The following is a 16,159-nucleotide window of genomic DNA, read 5'->3' on the forward strand; positions in this document are numbered from 1 at the left end:
ATTAGTTTTCTTGGATAATTTGATTAATAATTTGTTTTAATTCAGGAGAGTTTGATTGATGTGCAAGTTTTTGTAAATTGGTTTTTGAACAACAATTATTTAACGCTCTTACACTTGCTTTTTTGACAGAAAATGATGGATTTTCCTTTGCTTGAGTTTCTAAAAATGTGTTATTTTCTGGATTTGAGATTTTTTCTAAAGCTTTTAAAATTTGAATTTGAAACTTTTCGTTACACGTTTCATATTGCTCAATCAATAATTTTGATGTTGAATCATCTTCGATTCTGACTAATGTTTTAATCGTTTCTTCCACAACTTTTTCATCAGAATCGTGCAAATTATCTGCAACCAAATCGTGCATTTGCAACAATTGAAACTTGCGAATTAATTTCATTGTTAGAATTTTCACACTTTGATTAGGTGATTTTAACCAATTCGAAATTATCTTATCAACCTCATCAATATTTGGTAAAATTGTAATTGCATCCAACAATTTCAACTGTTGCCAATCCGTCAATTGCTCTTGTAAATTATCCAAAAAATATAAACCTTCGAAACCAGCAAATTTCGTTAAACCATATTGCGCTTCAGATCGTACTAAATCATTTTTATGTTGTAACATACTTTTGATTTTTGGTAAAGTTTCAACATGATTCATCGTCGTAACTTCTTGTATTGCCTCGGCTATTTCATGATTTTTTTGACTATTTAATTTCTGTAAGGATATTTTTTTTAATTCATAATGGTCAAATAAATTTTGAATACTTTCTTTTGAATGTCCAGAAAAATTTTGTTCCGCTTTTAGTAATTTTTTGATAAAATAATGTTTGAATGAACTTGATTTCAAATAATCATTAAAGTCAGTATTCGAATTGGATTGATCATCCAAAATTGTTTCATAAATTTCTTGATCAATAATCGCATTCCACTTATTTTTCTTTGTAATGATTTTATATTCAATTATACTTGTCAATAACGTATAAATAATTGTCAAAAAAAGTAAAATAAGTAGAATATAAATTCCTACGATTAACTCGGTATAGGTTATAATTTGTAGGATAATCATGCTTTTATTTTAATAATTTCTTCACGCGAACAGACAATTCAATAGGGCTAAATGGTTTCACCATAAAATCATTTGCACCCAAATTAAATGCTTCCACCACTACATCTTCTTGCCCTAAAGAAGACAAAATAATCATTGGTGTTTCGGAATTTTTACTTTTTCTAACAGCACTAATAATCTCCAAACCAGACGCAAAAGGCATCATAATATCTGTAATAATCAAATCAATATCTTCATTCTCAATCTTACTGATTGCTTCTTTTCCATTTCGTGTTAAAACAACTTTGTAACCTTCTTTTTTCAGTTTGTGTTCAATTGTTTTTAAAATCAATTCATCGTCTTCGGCAATTAAAATCTGCATAATATTGGTTTTTAAATATTTTTTAAATAGTTAATAACTAATTCTATTTCGGTTTTTACTTTAATAATCAGCTGGTTTTCTTGTAGGTAATTGATCGAAGTTGATTTTTCTATTTGTTCGGTTAAATCAGCCAAAATTGTAAGTCCTGCAGTTTTTGCTGTTCCTTTTACTTTATGACCTAATTGATTTAATCCTTCTAAATTTTGTTTGTTGAAATAAGTTTCAAATTCTTGTACAGATTTTTCTAACTCATTAATAATTATTTCTATAAACATTTTTCTAAACGATTCGTCGTCTTTCGTATAATTATTTATCATAGAAAGATCAAGGTGATTTCCAAAATCGTTGGTTTCATTCTTTTCTTTTTTAGAAAAATCTAACCATTTTTCTAGGACATCAAAAATATCTTTTTCTCGAATTGGTTTTGCTAAGAAATCATTCAATCCAGCATCAAGACATTTTTCCTTTTCGCCTTTTACATTTCCCGCTGTCACTGCTATAATCGGAGTTTCTTGAAAATTATTTAACAAACGAATAACCCTAGTTGCTTCAATCCCATTCATTTCTGGCATTTGAATATCCATCAAGATTAAATCGATCTTATTTTCTTGACAAATTGATACGGCTTCCGCTCCATTCGCAGCTGTATACAAAATAGAATTTGGTGCAATATTTTTGATAATTTACTGATTCAGAGCCATATTTACTAAATTATCATCTGCAATTAAAATGTGAAATTGTTTCGAAAAATCTTGCGAAATTTCTTCTTGATTTTCAATTTCTATGGTTTGAATTTCTTTCGAATCAATAATTGTTTTACGCAACGTATCAAACAATTCTTCCGACTTAATTGGTTTCAATAAACGCGAAGTAATTCCTAATTCTTTTGCTTTCTGAATTAGATATTCATCCTCAGAAGAACTATGCAATAACACTAAAGGAGTTTTTGTATCCTTTGTTACGAAATACTCTTTTATTTTCTGAATTGTTTCCAAACCATTCAAAACCGGCATATGATAATCCATCAAAATAACATCGTAAACATCGCCATTCAAAACTTTCTGTAGCGCTTCCATTCCATTATTTGCAATATCAGATGTTATATTTTTGAACTGTAACATATGTTGCAAAATCATTTGATTACTTTGATTATCATCTACAATCAACACATGATTTATTTCTTCCAAATGATCAAATTGTTGCTCAATATTATATTCGTAATCAACTTCTAAATCAAAGAAAAATGTAGAACCTTTATCTATTTCGCTTTGCAATTCTAGATGGCTTCCGAAATAATTTAGCAACTTATTCGAAATTGTTAAACCTAAACCAGTTCCTCCGAAACGTTTACTAACAGTACTATCCTCTTGAGTAAATGCATCAAAAATCTTGACTTGTTTTTCTGGTTTTATACCAATTCCTGTATCACGAACAGAGAATCTCAATTTTGCTTTTTCTCCTTTCACAATTGGTTCAACTTGACTAATTTTTAGTTCTATTTCTCCACTATCCGTAAATTTCACAGCGTTTCCAAGTAGATTAATTAGCACTTGTTTCAATCGAGCTTCATCAATCCAAATAAATTGAGGTAAATTATTATCTATATTCAACAATAATTCTATTTTTTTGTTTTCGGCTTGATAAAGAATCACATTGATTACTTGATTTCCTAACTCGAACAAATTATTTTTTTCTATCGAAACATCCATTCGACCGGATTCAATTTTAGAGAAATCTAAAATATCATTTATTATTGACAACAATGAATTTGCAGAATCATTAATAAAATTCAAATATTGTTTTTGAGTTGGATTAAGCGGCGTTTTCAACAATAAATCAGAGAAACCAATCACACCATTTAACGGCGTTCTAATCTCGTGACTCATATTTGCTAAAAACTCTGACTTCGCTTTACTAGCGATATCGGCGTTCTTTTTGGCTTTTTAAGTTCTCTATTTTTCTTGACAGATTCTGTTATATTTTGCGAAAACATAATCAAACCGCCAATTTGTTTTTTATTGATATACCACGGATGAATCGCCCAGGAATAGTGTTGATCCGTATCATATTTTGGTGTACGATAAATGGTATCTTCATTCGAATAATTTTGACCTTGCAAACAAGCATCGTAAATCGCTTTTCTTTCAGCAGGAACATCGTACATTTCGTAATGAGATTTTCCAATCACATTTTTCTTTTTTATCGCAAATTCATCACTCCATTGATTACTCAAAGTCAGATAATTCATTTCATTATCAAACATAGCAACAGAAGCAGGTACGTGATTAATAAATGTTTCGAAAATAGCTTTTTGTCGAGCCAACTCTAACGTATAACGTTTTCTCTCATCAATATCCTGAAAAATTCCAAAAACGCTAACACATTCTCCGTTTACGAATTCTGGAATCCCTTTACATCTTACCCAAATTGTTTTTCCTTTTTGTGTAACAATCTGCAACTCCATATCATATTCGATTCCTTTTTCTACCGCATCTTTAAAGGCTTTCTTTATTTTTGGATAACTACTTTTTGCTTCATAAAAATGAAGTGCAGTTTCTACATTTGGTTCATAATCTGGTTCAACTTCATGGATTTTTTTCGTTATATCAGCCCAAATTAATTTTTGCTTCACTAAATCATATTTCCAACCTCCTACATTCGCAACCTCGTACGTATGATCTAGCAACTGACGAACACGATTAAGATCTCTTTCCAACAAAGTTCTTTGTGTCATATCCACAGCAGTACTCATTACAACAGGATTTCCTTCGTTATCTTTGTCCAAAATATTACTGTATAACCAATATGTTAACGAACCATCTTTCTTAATCAAGCTCATCAAACCAGAATCTTGCTTTTTACTCAAAATCGTCTCTATATAGGTTTGATATTCTTTTTGATTAGATTTTGGAATTATTTTTTTCAGATTCAAATCTTTTGCCTCATTTTCTGAATAGCCCATAGATTCTAATCCTTTCTTATTTATCGACAAAATATTTCCATCTAAATCATGAATTGTCATTAAACCAAGCGAAGAATTGAAGAAATTTCTAAACTTACGTTCGCTATTTTCTAATTCTACTTTTTTCGAATTTTCAAGCGTGATATCTCGACCAAAGAAAAAGATTTCGTTATCAATTTTTAAGTTAGATTTTGTATACCATTCCACTAACTTCTCTTCTTGAGATTCGGGAGAATACATCAAACATTTGAAATTGATTGAATCTGTATTATTTTTAAGATTTTATAAATACGTATTAACTTTCTTTTTATCTTTTTCCGAAACAAAATCTAAAAAGTTTTCTGCAATAATTGTCTTTTCATCTTTTATTCCTAAAACCTCTTTAAAAGAAGGATTTATAGATTTTAGAACACCATTAATATCGGCAACTCCAATAAGATTATTAGATATTTTATAGATATTTTGAAAGTAAGAAGCGTCTTTTTTTCGCTTTTTACTCACCAATAATTTGGTAATATTTTTCCCAAGTTGAATCAATAAATTACGTTGTTTATCGTCTAACGTTCTTGGATAATGGTCGTTTACACACAATGTTCCCAACGCATTTCCATTGTCATCAATCAACGGAACACCAGCATAAAACTGAATATTTGCAGCTTTTACTCCAGCAATATTTTTTGCAGGTTCAAATTTCGTCACATCATCAATCACCAAAATTTCTTCTTCCATTAAAGAAAATTGACAAATAGTTTGTTGACGTGGAACAATATCTACCTCGATTCCGCAATTGGCTTTAATCACTTGATAGTTTTCATCAAAAATAGAAACTAACGCAATTGGCGCATTACAAATCAAACTCGCAGCATTTGCAAAAACCTCTAATTCTTCGTCTTTATCATGTTCTTGTAAATTATAATCGTAAACCGCTTGCAATCTTTGCTTTTCGTTCGTTGGGATGGGAAAATTTTTCATTAAAAATTGATCTTATTTAATAGGAAAGTAGAGGTGGTTAAAGATATTACATAAATCCAAATATTCTAAATCAATTATTTCTAAAAATAAAACCAACCTTTTTATTCATAAAATCATCTCTATTATAAATCTAAACTTTAAAAAATATGAAAATCACAATTCCAATTCCTTGCAAAGAGAAATTAACAAACGAAAATTTCTGTGCAAAATGTCAACATAAAATCACTGACTTTTCTAATTTGACAAATGACGAAATTTCGAATGAATTTCAGAAAAGCAACGTTCATTGTGGTATTTTTCATCCAAGTCAATTAGGTCAAAATCTTTTTAAGAAAACGATTTCTAATGTCATGATTTTTTCTGCTTTTGGGTTATTAAATTCATGTACAAATGGACAGGATAAACCAAATTGTACAGAACCTTTAGTTGCAAAAAATGATTCGATTCACAAAGAAAAAATAAAATTCAAAATAAAAGTTAATTTTGGAAATTCTAACTTAGAAATCAAAACATATCGTTTGTTAATTAATGATGAATTAGTAGAAAGTAAATTAAACGTTGGCGAGGAATATACAATACAATTTGAGACTTTAAAAAATACTGAACTTAACCTAAGATTAGCTTCAAATGAAATAAATTCAGAAGTTTATAAATCTTATTCATTTAAAAATTTTCCGAATAAAGTTAATTTAAACACTTCTGATTTTGAAGAGCAAGTCGTTTTGATGGGAGATATAGTGATTGATGAAAATTTTGTCCCAGAAAAATAATTTATTACCTTGCTTGCACAAAAGGGAATCGAGTGCAAATCTCGAGCTGTCGCGCAACTGTAAGTAGAGAAAAACTATAAGCCAGACCACTTTTTAGATGATGCTTTCGCGATTGAAGCTCAATCAAAACTACATATATTTTTATTATTTGTTGAATTGATTGCACTTGATTTCGAAAGCATTTTTTTATTAAAATTTAGTTTAGTATAAAATGCAAAAAGAAGAAATTCAACACATTATTGATCTTAAAACAAAACCGCTTGGAGCTTTAGGTTTATTAGAAAAAATCGCACTTAAAATTGGTTTGGTTCAGCAAAAAAATCATTTAGAATTAATAAAACCTCATCTAATCGTTTTCGCAAGCGATCACGGAATTGCACAATCTGGTGTTAGTGCGTATCCTGCGGAAGTTACACCTCAAATGGTTTTAAATTTCCTAAATAATGGAGCAGCTATTAATGTTTTTTGTAATCAAAATGAGATTAATTTAACGATTGTTGACGCTGGTGTAAATTATGATTTCGAGGATTATTCGGTTTTGAAAAATTGTAAAGTAGCCAAATCAACCAAAAATTTCTTGCACGAACCTGCAATGACCTTAGATCAATTGGAACAATGTTTTGATTATTCGAAGACAATTGTGAACGAAATCGCTCAAAATGGAACAAATATTATTGGTTTTGGCGAAATGGGAATTGGGAATACCTCTTCTGCATCGATGCTTGTACATTATTTGACCGATTTACCGCTTGAACAATGTGTAGGACGTGGAACAGGTTTGAATGATGAGCAATTACAAAATAAAATCAATATTCTAAATCAGGTTAAAAATACACATAGGAAAATTACTGATCCAAAAGAAATTTTAGCCACTTTTGGAGGTTTTGAAGTTGCTCAAATGACAGCTGCAATGTTATCTGCTTATGAACATAATATGTTGTTGATGATTGATGGATATATTGCTTCGTCTGCGATTTTGGTTGCGTCTAAATTAAACCCAGAAATTTTAAACAATACAATTTTCTGTCATCAAAGTGATGAATCTGGACATCAATATTTATTAAATTATTTCAACGAAGAACCAATTCTGAACATCAATTTGCGAGTTGGTGAAGGAACGGGGTGTGCGTTGGCTTATCCAATTATCAAAAGTGCGGTAAATTTCTACAATGATATGGCGAGTTTCGAATCTGCAGGCGTGAGTAACAAAGAAACTGAAGTGAAATGCTAAAAAAAGAAATCGCTTATTTTTTAACCGCATTGATGTTTTTTACGCGAATTCCGATTCCGTTCAAAATTCCATATAGCAACGAAATCATGAATCAATCACAAAAATACTATGCAGCGATTGGTTTATTGGTTGGCGCTTTTAATGCATTGATTTATACAATTTGTCAATTTATTTTACCTATTGATATTGCTATTATTATCACAATGATTACAAGCGTTTTACTGACAGGAGCTTTTCATGAAGATGGTTTCACCGATGTTTGCGATAGTTTTGGAGGCGGTTATGGCAAAGAAAAAATCTTGACAATTATGAAAGATAGCCGAATTGGAGCTTATGGTGTAATTGGTGTTATCTTATTGTTGTTATTGAAATTCACATCACTTCAACATATTGCAGAAAATAATTTTTGGTTGATGATTTTCAGCTTGATTGCAGCACATTCGGTTAGTCGCTTTTTTTCTGGAATGATGATTTATACACACGAATATGTGACAGATATCGACAAAAGTAAATCAAAACCGATGGCAAATAAAGCACTTCCAATAAAAAATCTTATCATTAGTTTTCTTTTCTGTCTTGTGCCTTTTATTGTTTTTGGCGAATGGAAATTCTTGTTGATATTACCACTTTGTTACATAGGAAAAGTTTATTTGGGCTGGTATTTCAAAAAATATATTGGTGGATATACAGGCGATTGCTTGGGAACTGTGCAACAAGTTACCGAAGTTTTGTTTTATCTTGGCGTTTTAATTCTATGCAAGTTTCTGTAATTCGACATACAAAAGTTAATGTTCCTTCATCGGTTTGTTACGGACAAACTGATGTGGAATTAGCTGATACTTTTCATCAAGAAGTAGTACAAATTCATACTAAGATCGAAAACGACTTTGAGATAATTTTTTCAAGTCCATTAAGTCGTTGTCAACGATTGGCAGAAACTTTCTCGAATGAAATTATTTTTGATGATCGATTAAAAGAATTCAATTTTGGAGATTGGGAAATGAAATCGTGGAACGAAATTCCTTCGGAAGAAATAGAACCTTGGTACGCCGATTTTGTCGAAACTAAAACACCAAACGGCGAATCAATGCAAGATATGTCTACGCGACTTTTTGATTTTATGGACGAGTTACGAAATACTCAACACGAAAAAGTGCTGATTGTTGCACATGGTGGAATCATCCGTTTGATGTGGTGTTATTTGTTGCAAATACCAATCAAAAATGCATTCAAAATACCTATAAATTATGGTGAAATGTTTCAGTTTAATTTAGGAAAAACAAATGAGGAAGATTTTATTTTGAAGAAAGAATAGATTACAAACATTTTATCTTTTCTAACGACTTCCATTCATGCTCGATATTTGTCATAAGAATTGCATTATCAAACTGAACAGAACCTATTGGAAAGATTGTTTCATTTTCAAAAAAACTTGATTTCACATGTAAAACTTCCAAAGGTTCTACTCCCCAATTATAGGTTTCGAGTTTTAGACCTTCAAAATTATTTCCATTTGGAGAATAACCGACAGAACCATTCTCGAAGAATTTTGAAACTTCATTCAACGTTTCGAAAATCGAATTCGAATTAAATTCAACAGATTTTTTTGCATCAATTTCAATTCGTGTATCGTCAGAACTCGTGAAATCTAAATGATAATTATCGTTTTCTTCTATAACATTAAACTTCGCAAAATAATGTTTCCCAGGAAAAACTCGACCACCAACAAGCGTATTCAATTTTAGAGAAGTATCTCTCATCGGGATATATACACCTTCTTTTGTCACACCATTTTCTTCCCATTCAACCGCGATTCGATGCGCTGCATTTTCAGAATTCACTCCTACAAAATCAGGTAAACCTTTTGGTTTTATATCTTTTAATCGAATCAAACAGATTCCAGCAATTGCTTTTCCTTTGTACAATTTTGGACGAAAAGGTTGAGGTAAAATCGTCTCAATATAGTGTGATTCTACACAAAAATTGATTAACATTCTACGTTCTATAATACCATAAATTGTAGGGATTTTCATAATTTATTCTTTGTAAGTTGTTTCTTGTATTTTCCAATAATTCAACGTCAAATTATCACTATATTTTAAATAAAGTTTAATTTCTCCATTTTGATCAATTTTACCAATTTTTTCTTGAATTAAATAAACCTCCATTTTATCTAAAATTTCATCAGGCTTACCAATCAATTTATAAACCTCATTTTTTGAAGTTCCATTTGAATTATATGAATCAAATTTTAAAACATTATTAACCAAATCATCCAACATCTTATAACGATAATTTTGTCCGTAAACTCCTTCCTCAAAAGGAATCCATTTATCTGATTCAAACTTTTTCTTAGAATTACAACTCATCACAAGAAGAAAAACACCACAAAAAATAAATAATTTCTCCATAAAATAATTCAATTCCCTAATTTCTCAAAAAAAATCAACAAGTCAAATATTTCAAAATTAATTTATTAGAAAAAAGTTGTAAAATTTATTCGAAAAACACTTGCAAAAGTAATATTAATGACCTTATATTTGCACTCACAACGCGGGAATAGCTCAATTGGTAGAGCGTCAGCCTTCCAAGCTGAATGTTGCGAGTTCGAGTCTCGTTTCCCGCTCTTTGAAATATTAAATTCAAAAATCAAATTTTGCCTTGGTGGTGGAATTGGTAGACACGCAGGACTTAAAATCCTGTGTCCATTAGGACGTGCGGGTTCAAGTCCCGCCTGAGGTACTTTTTAATTTGATTTGAAAATTTACGCGGGAATAGCTCAATTGGTAGAGCGTCAGCCTTCCAAGCTGAATGTTGCGAGTTCGAGTCTCGTTTCCCGCTCTGTAAAAGCCGAAGATTAATCTTCGGCTTTTTTTATTTAGAAAAATTTGATTCCTAAAACATAAAAAAACCTCAAACAATCACGTTTAAGGTTTTACTTTTTTATCTAATCGTTGTCTTATTTCGCTTCTTCAGCCAACATTTGTTTATATTTTTTGCCTTCGATTAATCTTTTTTCTGCCCAAATTGTTCCTCCAGGAATAACTGCTGCGATAAAAAAGATCATAAAAATTTTCCAAGACCAATTGTATTTTTCTTTCAATAAATAAACCAATATAATATAAGCTATAAACAATCCTCCGTGTACGCGTCCTGCGTATGTTACCCATGTCGGATCTTCCCAAATATATTTCATTGGCATTGCGATAAAAAACAAAACTATCGCAGAAATAGCTTCTAAATATCCAGTAATTTTAAATAATTTCAACATTCATCTTAAATTTGAAGTCAAAAATAATTTTTAATTTCCACATGAACACTAATAGATATCAGTAAAACAAATACTTAACATCTATTTTACACGTTATTATAACCAACAATGCGATTTTTAGGCTACATATTCTTCTTTTTGATCCAAACTATTTTACTTTTTGGACAAGAAAAAACATATCATTTTTTACGATATAATGATGATACAAAATCGTATACAAAAGATTTCGAAAGCAAAAATCTTGATTCATCTTTAGATTCGCTTCAAAAAACAGGTTATTATACTTTGACGATTGATTCGATAAAAAATGAAAAAGTTTATCTAAATAAAGGAAAATTGTACCAAACAATTTGGGTGAAAAACAATGAATTGTTCGAAAATAAAAATAATTATTTCCCAACAAATAATTTAGATTCTATTCTAAATAAAATAGCAACAACCAACACTAATCAAGGTTATCCGTTTGCGCAAATAAAACTTGTTCCAAATGGTTTTGAACAAAATGAACAGAAAATTGAATTGGTTTTAGACAAAGGAAATCTGCGAACAATAGATGGTGTAAAATTGGTTGGTTACGAAAAATTATCCAAAGGTTATTTGCGTCATGGACTCAATATAAAAACTGGCGAAGTATACAATGAACAGAAGTTGGCAACAATTTCGACATTAATGCAACAAACCAATTATATTGCAGAAGCGCAATTACCACAAACTTTATTTAAGCCTGATTCTACGATTTTATATTTGTATCCTCGCAAAGTAAATTCAAATTATTTTGATGGTGTTTTAGGTTTTGGAACAGATGATAACGGCGATTTTAGATTGAACGGAAATGTACAACTTTCGTTGAACAACGTGTTCAATAGTTTGGAAGAAATCAGGTTAAATTGGATTGGAACAGCAAATAAAAATACGTCGTTGAATATTGGTGTTAAAGTACCTTATTTGTTCAAATCTGCGATTGGTTCGGAAACGAATTTCAAGCTTTTCAAACAAGATTCTGTTTTTGTGAATTTAGATTTTTCGGAGCGATTATTTTATCAACTCAACCTCAACTCGAATATTGGTGTAAGCGGAATTATACAATCGTCTAACTTTTTGTTGGAAGATGATTCCTATCTAAAATCGAGCTACGACGATTATTCGAAAATTGGTTTTGGTTTGAGTTATCACTATTTCCTGAAACATCCTTTTCGTTTGATGGAAGGAAAATCTATGTTGAATGTTGTGGTAAATTCGATTCGTAAAAAGGAAAAGAATTTTTCGTGGACAGAAGATTTGGAAAATAAAACCGTCAATCAAATTGAAGTTGGTCTAAAAACATTTCGTTTATTCGAATTGTCCAAAAAACATTTCTTAAAAGCTGGTGCAGAATTTAGAGGTTTGCTCACGAAAGACGATGATTTCTCCGAAAACGAATTGTACAGAATTGGTGGTTTTGGTAGTTTTAGAGGTTTTAACGAAGAAAGTATTACAACAAATATGTACGGATTTTTGAGTGCAGATTATCGTTTTGTTCCAAGCGAAGCATTCTATATTGGACTTTTCGCCGATTATGGTTTTATAGATAACAAACGCGCAAATCTGAATACGTCTTTGTTAAGTTTAGGAACTGGAATTTCTTTTTTAACTAAAATGGGAATTTTCAATTTGAGTTATGCAGTTGGTAAAACAGACGAAACTTCATTCGATTTTAAAGAATCTAAAATCCACTTTGGGATATTAAGCCAGTTTTAAAAAAACATTACAAAGTTTATTTATCTGTAACCTACATTTATTTAAATCATATCTGTTTGTAATGTCCGTAAAGAAACTTTTATCACAAACAAGTCTGTTTTAATTTACCAAACGTACTGTGTGAATGAATACTAAGAATTTTTATTAAAAAAACTTTAAATTTTTATAGGTTTATTGTTAACATTTTCGTGAAATTAGCTACTTATAAAATACTCACACAAAATAAATTTAAAAATGCGTAAAATTTTTTATCCAGTTTTAGCTTCAGCTTTATTTTTAGCTTCAGCTCAATTGGTGTCTGCACAAGACAATTTAGTTAATTCTTTGAACAAAAATGTTAGTGAAAATAGTAAAGAAGCTTTCAAATTTACTGATGTTATCAATTTAGCTAAAACTCCAGTAGAAAACCAAGGTTCATCAGGAACTTGTTGGTCATATTCAGGAAATTCTTTCTTCGAATCTGAAATGTTAAGAATGGGAAAACAACCTATTCAATTGTCTCCAATTTTCAATGCGAGAAATACATATGTTGAGAAAGGAAAACAATATGTTCGCATGCATGGTGCAACAACTTTAGGTGACGGAGGTTCTTTCTATGATGTTTTGAATACAATCAAAAAATACGGAGCTGTTCCAACTGAAACTTACACAGGTTTGAATTACGGAACAAAAACAAATCAATTTGGTGAAATGGCTGCAATTCAAGAAGGAGTTTTGAAAGCGGTTGTTGCAAATCCAAATGGTAAATTAACTCCAAACTGGGAGAAAGCCTATACAGCTGTTTTGGATAGCTATTTAGGAGAATATCCAAAAGAATTCACATACAACGGAAAAAAATACACACCACGTACATTTGCTGATCAAGTGGTAGGAATTAATCCAAACGATTATGTTGCGATTACATCTTTTAAAGATCACGACTATTACAAACCGTTTGTATTAGCGATTCCTGATAACTGGGCGTACGAATCTTTCTACAATGTTCCGATGACAGAGATGACTGATAACATTGATTATGCTTTGAAAAACGGATTTACAGTTGCTTGGGCAACAGACGTTTCTGAAAAAGGATTTAGCTGGAAAAATGGTGTAGCGTATGTACCAGAAGTTGATTTTGCAGATATGAATGCGCAACAAAAAGCAGATATGTTCAAAGGTCCAAAACCAGAAAAAGTAATTACAGAAGATATGCGTCAAGCTGCTTTTGATGATTACCAAACGACTGATGACCACGGAATGCACATTGTTGGTATTGCAAAAGATCAAAACGGTAAAGATTACTACATCGTGAAAAACTCTTGGGGTTTAACTAACGATTACGAAGGATATCTTTATGTAACAAAAGCTTTTGTTCAGTACAAAACAACAAATATTTTAGTTCATAAAAACGGAGTTCAAAAACAAACGTTGAAAAAATTAGGATTATAATCTTAATTTATATAATAATGAAAAGCTGTCTTATGAGACAGCTTTTTTTGTTTAAAAACGAATATTTCAAATGGTTTGATGTACTTTTGCAGTCTAATTTTTAGTCAATAAATATGCCTCAAAATGTAACAATACGCATATCTCCTACAGAAGCTGCAAACGAGAAAATTTTGAAACAACGTTTAGCATCTGCTGTTAAAACAAAACCAGAGAATATCAATGCTTACCAAATTATTCGTCGCTCTTTAGATGCACGAAGCCGAAATATTATTTCCCAATTACAAGTCAATGTTTTTGTAAATGAAGAATTCTCTGATGCTTTCGAGTTTCATCCAAATCTTCAAAATGTAGAAAACAAACACGAAGTTTATATTGCTGGTGCTGGTCCTGCTGGATTATTTGCTGCGTTAGAATTAATAGAACAAGGTCTAAAACCAATTATCATCGAGCGTGGTAAAAATGTTCGTGATCGTCGTCGTGATTTAGCAGCAATGAATAAAGAAGGAAAAGTAAATCCTGAATCAAACTATTGTTATGGCGAAGGTGGCGCTGGAACTTATTCGGACGGAAAATTATATACGCGTTCTACAAAACGTGGAAACATTCTGAAATCATTGCAATGGTTTGTCCATTTCGGTGCAACAGAGCGTATTTTACAAGAAGCGCATCCACATATCGGAACAAATAAGTTACCTGGGATTATCGCCAACATGCGCGAAGCAATTATCGAATGTGGTGGTGAAGTTTGGTTTGATACAAAACTAACGGATATTATCATCGAGAATAATCAAATCAAAGGAATTGAAATTAATCATGATAAAAAAATTAAAACTTCTTCTTTGATCTTAGCAACGGGACATTCGGCTCGTGATATTTTCAGAATGTTAGATGAAAAGAAAGTTTTAATCGAAGCAAAACCTTTTGCATTAGGCGTTCGTGTAGAACATCACCAAAGTTTGATTGATTCTGCTCAATATCATTGTCCAATCGGAACAGAACGCAACGAATTTCTTCCGCCAGCCTCGTATTCATTAGTTTCGCAAGAAGCAGGTCGCGGCGTTTTCTCTTTTTGCATGTGTCCTGGTGGAATTATCGCGCCCGCATCTACAGACGAAGGGGAATTGGTGGTAAATGGTTGGTCACCTTCCAAACGTGACGGTTTCTTTGCAAACTCGGGAATGGTTGTAACAGTTGATGAAAAAGATTTTGCTAAATATGGTTTTACTGGACCTTTGGCTGGAATGAAGTTTCAACAAATGGTCGAGCAAAAAGCGTGGCAAGTTGGTGGAGGTAAATTAAAAGCTCCCGCACAACGAATGACTGATTTTGTTTCAGGGAAATTATCTAATTCATTAAATGATTGTTCTTATTTACCAGGTTTAACATCAGGTTTATTGAGCGAAGTTTTACCAAAAGAAGTTCATCAATCTTTAAAATTAGGTTTCCAAACATTTGGTAAAAAAATGAATGGTTACTATACCGAAAATGCAAATATTGTGGCAACAGAATCCAGAACTTCTTCGCCTGTTCGTATTCCGAGAAATGAAGAAACCTTAGAACATACGCAAGTTGCTGGTTTATTTCCTTGCGCTGAAGGAGCTGGTTACGCTGGTGGAATTATTTCTGCCGCAATGGACGGAGCAAAAGTTGCAATTGCTGTGAAGAATTTTATCGGAAAATAGTTTTATATTTAATACTCAAAATAAAATACAGATGTCAAGCTGAACTTGTTTTAGCTTCACATCTTTAGGAATGATGAATTTAGAAAAAGTAAATAATTTCAAATTTTTATTGATTTCAGTAGTACTGATTTTGATAGGTTATTCAATCAACTTAATCGGTTGGAATATTGGAACAATTACAATTGCTTATTTTGGATTAGGTTTATTCTTTTTAGGAATTATTTCATTCATCATTTTACTATTTTTAGCTTTAATTAAAATTGTTAATAGAATTTAATGAATCTCTTAAAATCTATACTATTCGTTGGTTTAGGTGGCGCTTTTGGTAGTGTTGCAAGATTTTTAATTTCATACGGAATCGGAAAATATTATTCGCAACCTTTTCCATTTGCTACGTTTTTGACAAATATTATCGGTTGTTTTTTAATTGGTGCTTTATATGGATATTCAATCAAAAATGGTTTAGGAAACACCTATTTCAATTTTTTACTGATAACAGGATTTTGCGGAGGTTTCACGACATTTTCAAGTTTTTCGTATGAAAATTTCAACTTAATTCAACAACAAAATTACATCACACCAATTATTTATATTTTTTTGAGTGTACTCATTGGTTTACTCTTTACAATGATTGGTTTTAGATTAACAAAATAACTCTATATCGAAAATAGTTTTCTCT

18 protein-coding genes, 3 tRNA genes and 1 riboswitch are annotated in these 16,159 nt (G+C 31.1%); of the genes, 12 read left to right on the plus strand and 9 right to left on the minus strand.

The window, feature by feature from the left end:
- Position 1: 1 nt before the first annotated feature.
- Genes N5D03_RS04955 through N5D03_RS04980 form a run of 6 tightly spaced genes read right to left on the minus strand, consistent with a single transcriptional unit; the run spans position 2 to position 5,361 of the window.
- Positions 2-1,066, minus strand: coding sequence for a HEAT repeat domain-containing protein (locus tag N5D03_RS04955; RefSeq protein ID WP_280051070.1), 1,065 nt, complete (start codon positions 1,064-1,066; stop codon positions 2-4).
- A gap of 4 nt (positions 1,067-1,070) precedes the next feature.
- Positions 1,071-1,427, minus strand: coding sequence for a response regulator transcription factor (locus tag N5D03_RS04960; protein ID WP_221854151.1), 357 nt, complete (start codon positions 1,425-1,427; stop codon positions 1,071-1,073).
- An 11-nt stretch (positions 1,428-1,438) separates the two neighbouring features.
- Entirely contained in the window at positions 1,439-2,080 is a 642-nt protein-coding gene (locus tag N5D03_RS04965; RefSeq protein ID WP_280051071.1) for a response regulator, read from the minus strand.
- Positions 2,081-2,110: 30 nt separating this feature from the next.
- The gene (locus N5D03_RS04970) at positions 2,111-3,313 is read right to left on the minus strand and encodes an ATP-binding protein (protein ID WP_280051072.1); all 1,203 of its coding nucleotides are present in this window, start codon (positions 3,311-3,313) and stop codon (positions 2,111-2,113) included.
- 5 nt (positions 3,314-3,318) lie between these two features.
- Positions 3,319-4,629 (minus strand): PAS domain S-box protein, encoded by a 1,311-nt coding sequence (locus N5D03_RS04975; RefSeq protein ID WP_280051073.1) that lies wholly within the window; start codon positions 4,627-4,629, stop codon positions 3,319-3,321.
- Positions 4,630-4,671: 42 nt separating this feature from the next.
- Positions 4,672-5,361 (minus strand): GAF domain-containing protein, encoded by a 690-nt coding sequence (locus N5D03_RS04980; RefSeq protein ID WP_280051074.1) that lies wholly within the window; start codon positions 5,359-5,361, stop codon positions 4,672-4,674.
- 146 nt (positions 5,362-5,507) lie between these two features.
- On the opposite strand from N5D03_RS04980, the gene N5D03_RS04985 reads away from it, so the two are divergent.
- From N5D03_RS04985 to cobC, 4 genes are all read left to right on the plus strand, one after another.
- Complete coding sequence (locus N5D03_RS04985; RefSeq protein WP_038333041.1) at positions 5,508-6,131, plus strand: hypothetical protein; 624 nt, start codon at positions 5,508-5,510, stop codon at positions 6,129-6,131.
- Positions 6,109-6,241: riboswitch (cobalamin riboswitch) on the plus strand. (Overlaps the previous gene by 23 nt.)
- Before the next feature lie 101 nt (positions 6,242-6,342).
- Positions 6,343-7,362, plus strand: a complete 1,020-nt coding sequence (gene cobT, locus N5D03_RS04990) for a nicotinate-nucleotide--dimethylbenzimidazole phosphoribosyltransferase (protein ID WP_038333038.1) — start codon at positions 6,343-6,345, stop codon at positions 7,360-7,362.
- Entirely contained in the window at positions 7,356-8,132 is a 777-nt protein-coding gene (locus N5D03_RS04995; RefSeq protein WP_038333036.1) for an adenosylcobinamide-GDP ribazoletransferase, read from the plus strand. The genes cobT and N5D03_RS04995 overlap by 7 nt, the downstream gene beginning before the upstream one ends.
- Positions 8,117-8,677: an alpha-ribazole phosphatase gene (cobC, locus tag N5D03_RS05000; protein WP_280051075.1), complete on the plus strand. Its 561-nt coding sequence runs from the start codon at positions 8,117-8,119 to the stop codon at positions 8,675-8,677. The genes N5D03_RS04995 and cobC overlap by 16 nt, the downstream gene beginning before the upstream one ends.
- 1 nt (position 8,678) lies before the next feature.
- Here cobC and N5D03_RS05005 read toward each other — a convergent pair whose 3' ends face one another.
- Together N5D03_RS05005 and N5D03_RS05010 are read right to left on the minus strand one after the other, a co-directional pair.
- On the minus strand, positions 8,679-9,395 hold the full coding sequence (locus tag N5D03_RS05005) for a DUF2071 domain-containing protein (RefSeq protein ID WP_280051076.1): 717 nt from the start codon (positions 9,393-9,395) through the stop codon (positions 8,679-8,681).
- Positions 9,396-9,398: 3 nt separating this feature from the next.
- Positions 9,399-9,773 carry a hypothetical protein gene (locus N5D03_RS05010; protein WP_125350484.1) on the minus strand — a complete coding sequence of 125 codons (375 nt, stop codon included), beginning with the start codon at positions 9,771-9,773 and terminating at the stop codon, positions 9,399-9,401.
- Positions 9,774-9,915: 142 nt separating this feature from the next.
- On the opposite strand from N5D03_RS05010, the gene N5D03_RS05015 reads away from it, so the two are divergent.
- The 3 genes from N5D03_RS05015 (at position 9,916) to N5D03_RS05025 (ending at position 10,203) form a co-directional block, all read left to right on the plus strand.
- Positions 9,916-9,988, plus strand: a tRNA-Gly gene (locus N5D03_RS05015).
- 32 nt (positions 9,989-10,020) lie between these two features.
- Positions 10,021-10,104: transfer RNA gene (locus tag N5D03_RS05020), tRNA-Leu, on the plus strand.
- Positions 10,105-10,130: 26 nt separating this feature from the next.
- A tRNA-Gly gene (locus N5D03_RS05025) sits at positions 10,131-10,203 on the plus strand.
- A gap of 118 nt (positions 10,204-10,321) precedes the next feature.
- On the opposite strand, the gene N5D03_RS05030 is transcribed toward N5D03_RS05025, so the two are convergent.
- On the minus strand, positions 10,322-10,633 hold the full coding sequence (locus N5D03_RS05030) for a DUF3817 domain-containing protein (RefSeq protein ID WP_219033722.1): 312 nt from the start codon (positions 10,631-10,633) through the stop codon (positions 10,322-10,324).
- A 138-nt stretch (positions 10,634-10,771) separates the two neighbouring features.
- On the opposite strand from N5D03_RS05030, the gene N5D03_RS05035 reads away from it, so the two are divergent.
- From N5D03_RS05035 to crcB, 5 genes are all read left to right on the plus strand, one after another.
- Positions 10,772-12,370, plus strand: coding sequence for a hypothetical protein (locus tag N5D03_RS05035; protein ID WP_257467997.1), 1,599 nt, complete (start codon positions 10,772-10,774; stop codon positions 12,368-12,370).
- 234 nt (positions 12,371-12,604) lie between these two features.
- Positions 12,605-13,798: a C1 family peptidase gene (locus tag N5D03_RS05040; protein WP_221854144.1), complete on the plus strand. Its 1,194-nt coding sequence runs from the start codon at positions 12,605-12,607 to the stop codon at positions 13,796-13,798.
- Positions 13,799-13,911: 113 nt separating this feature from the next.
- Positions 13,912-15,480 (plus strand): FAD-dependent protein, encoded by a 1,569-nt coding sequence (locus tag N5D03_RS05045; protein ID WP_280051077.1) that lies wholly within the window; start codon positions 13,912-13,914, stop codon positions 15,478-15,480.
- Positions 15,481-15,550: 70 nt separating this feature from the next.
- Positions 15,551-15,757: a hypothetical protein gene (locus N5D03_RS05050; protein WP_125349604.1), complete on the plus strand. Its 207-nt coding sequence runs from the start codon at positions 15,551-15,553 to the stop codon at positions 15,755-15,757.
- A complete protein-coding gene (gene crcB, locus N5D03_RS05055; RefSeq protein WP_280051078.1) occupies positions 15,757-16,134 on the plus strand; it encodes a fluoride efflux transporter CrcB in 378 nt (125 codons plus the stop codon). Before N5D03_RS05050 ends, crcB begins: the two co-directional genes overlap by 1 nt.
- Positions 16,135-16,159 lie beyond the last annotated feature (25 nt).

The organism is Empedobacter sp. GD03861 (assembly GCF_029840885.1).
Taxonomy (GTDB): domain Bacteria; phylum Bacteroidota; class Bacteroidia; order Flavobacteriales; family Weeksellaceae; genus Empedobacter; species Empedobacter falsenii_B.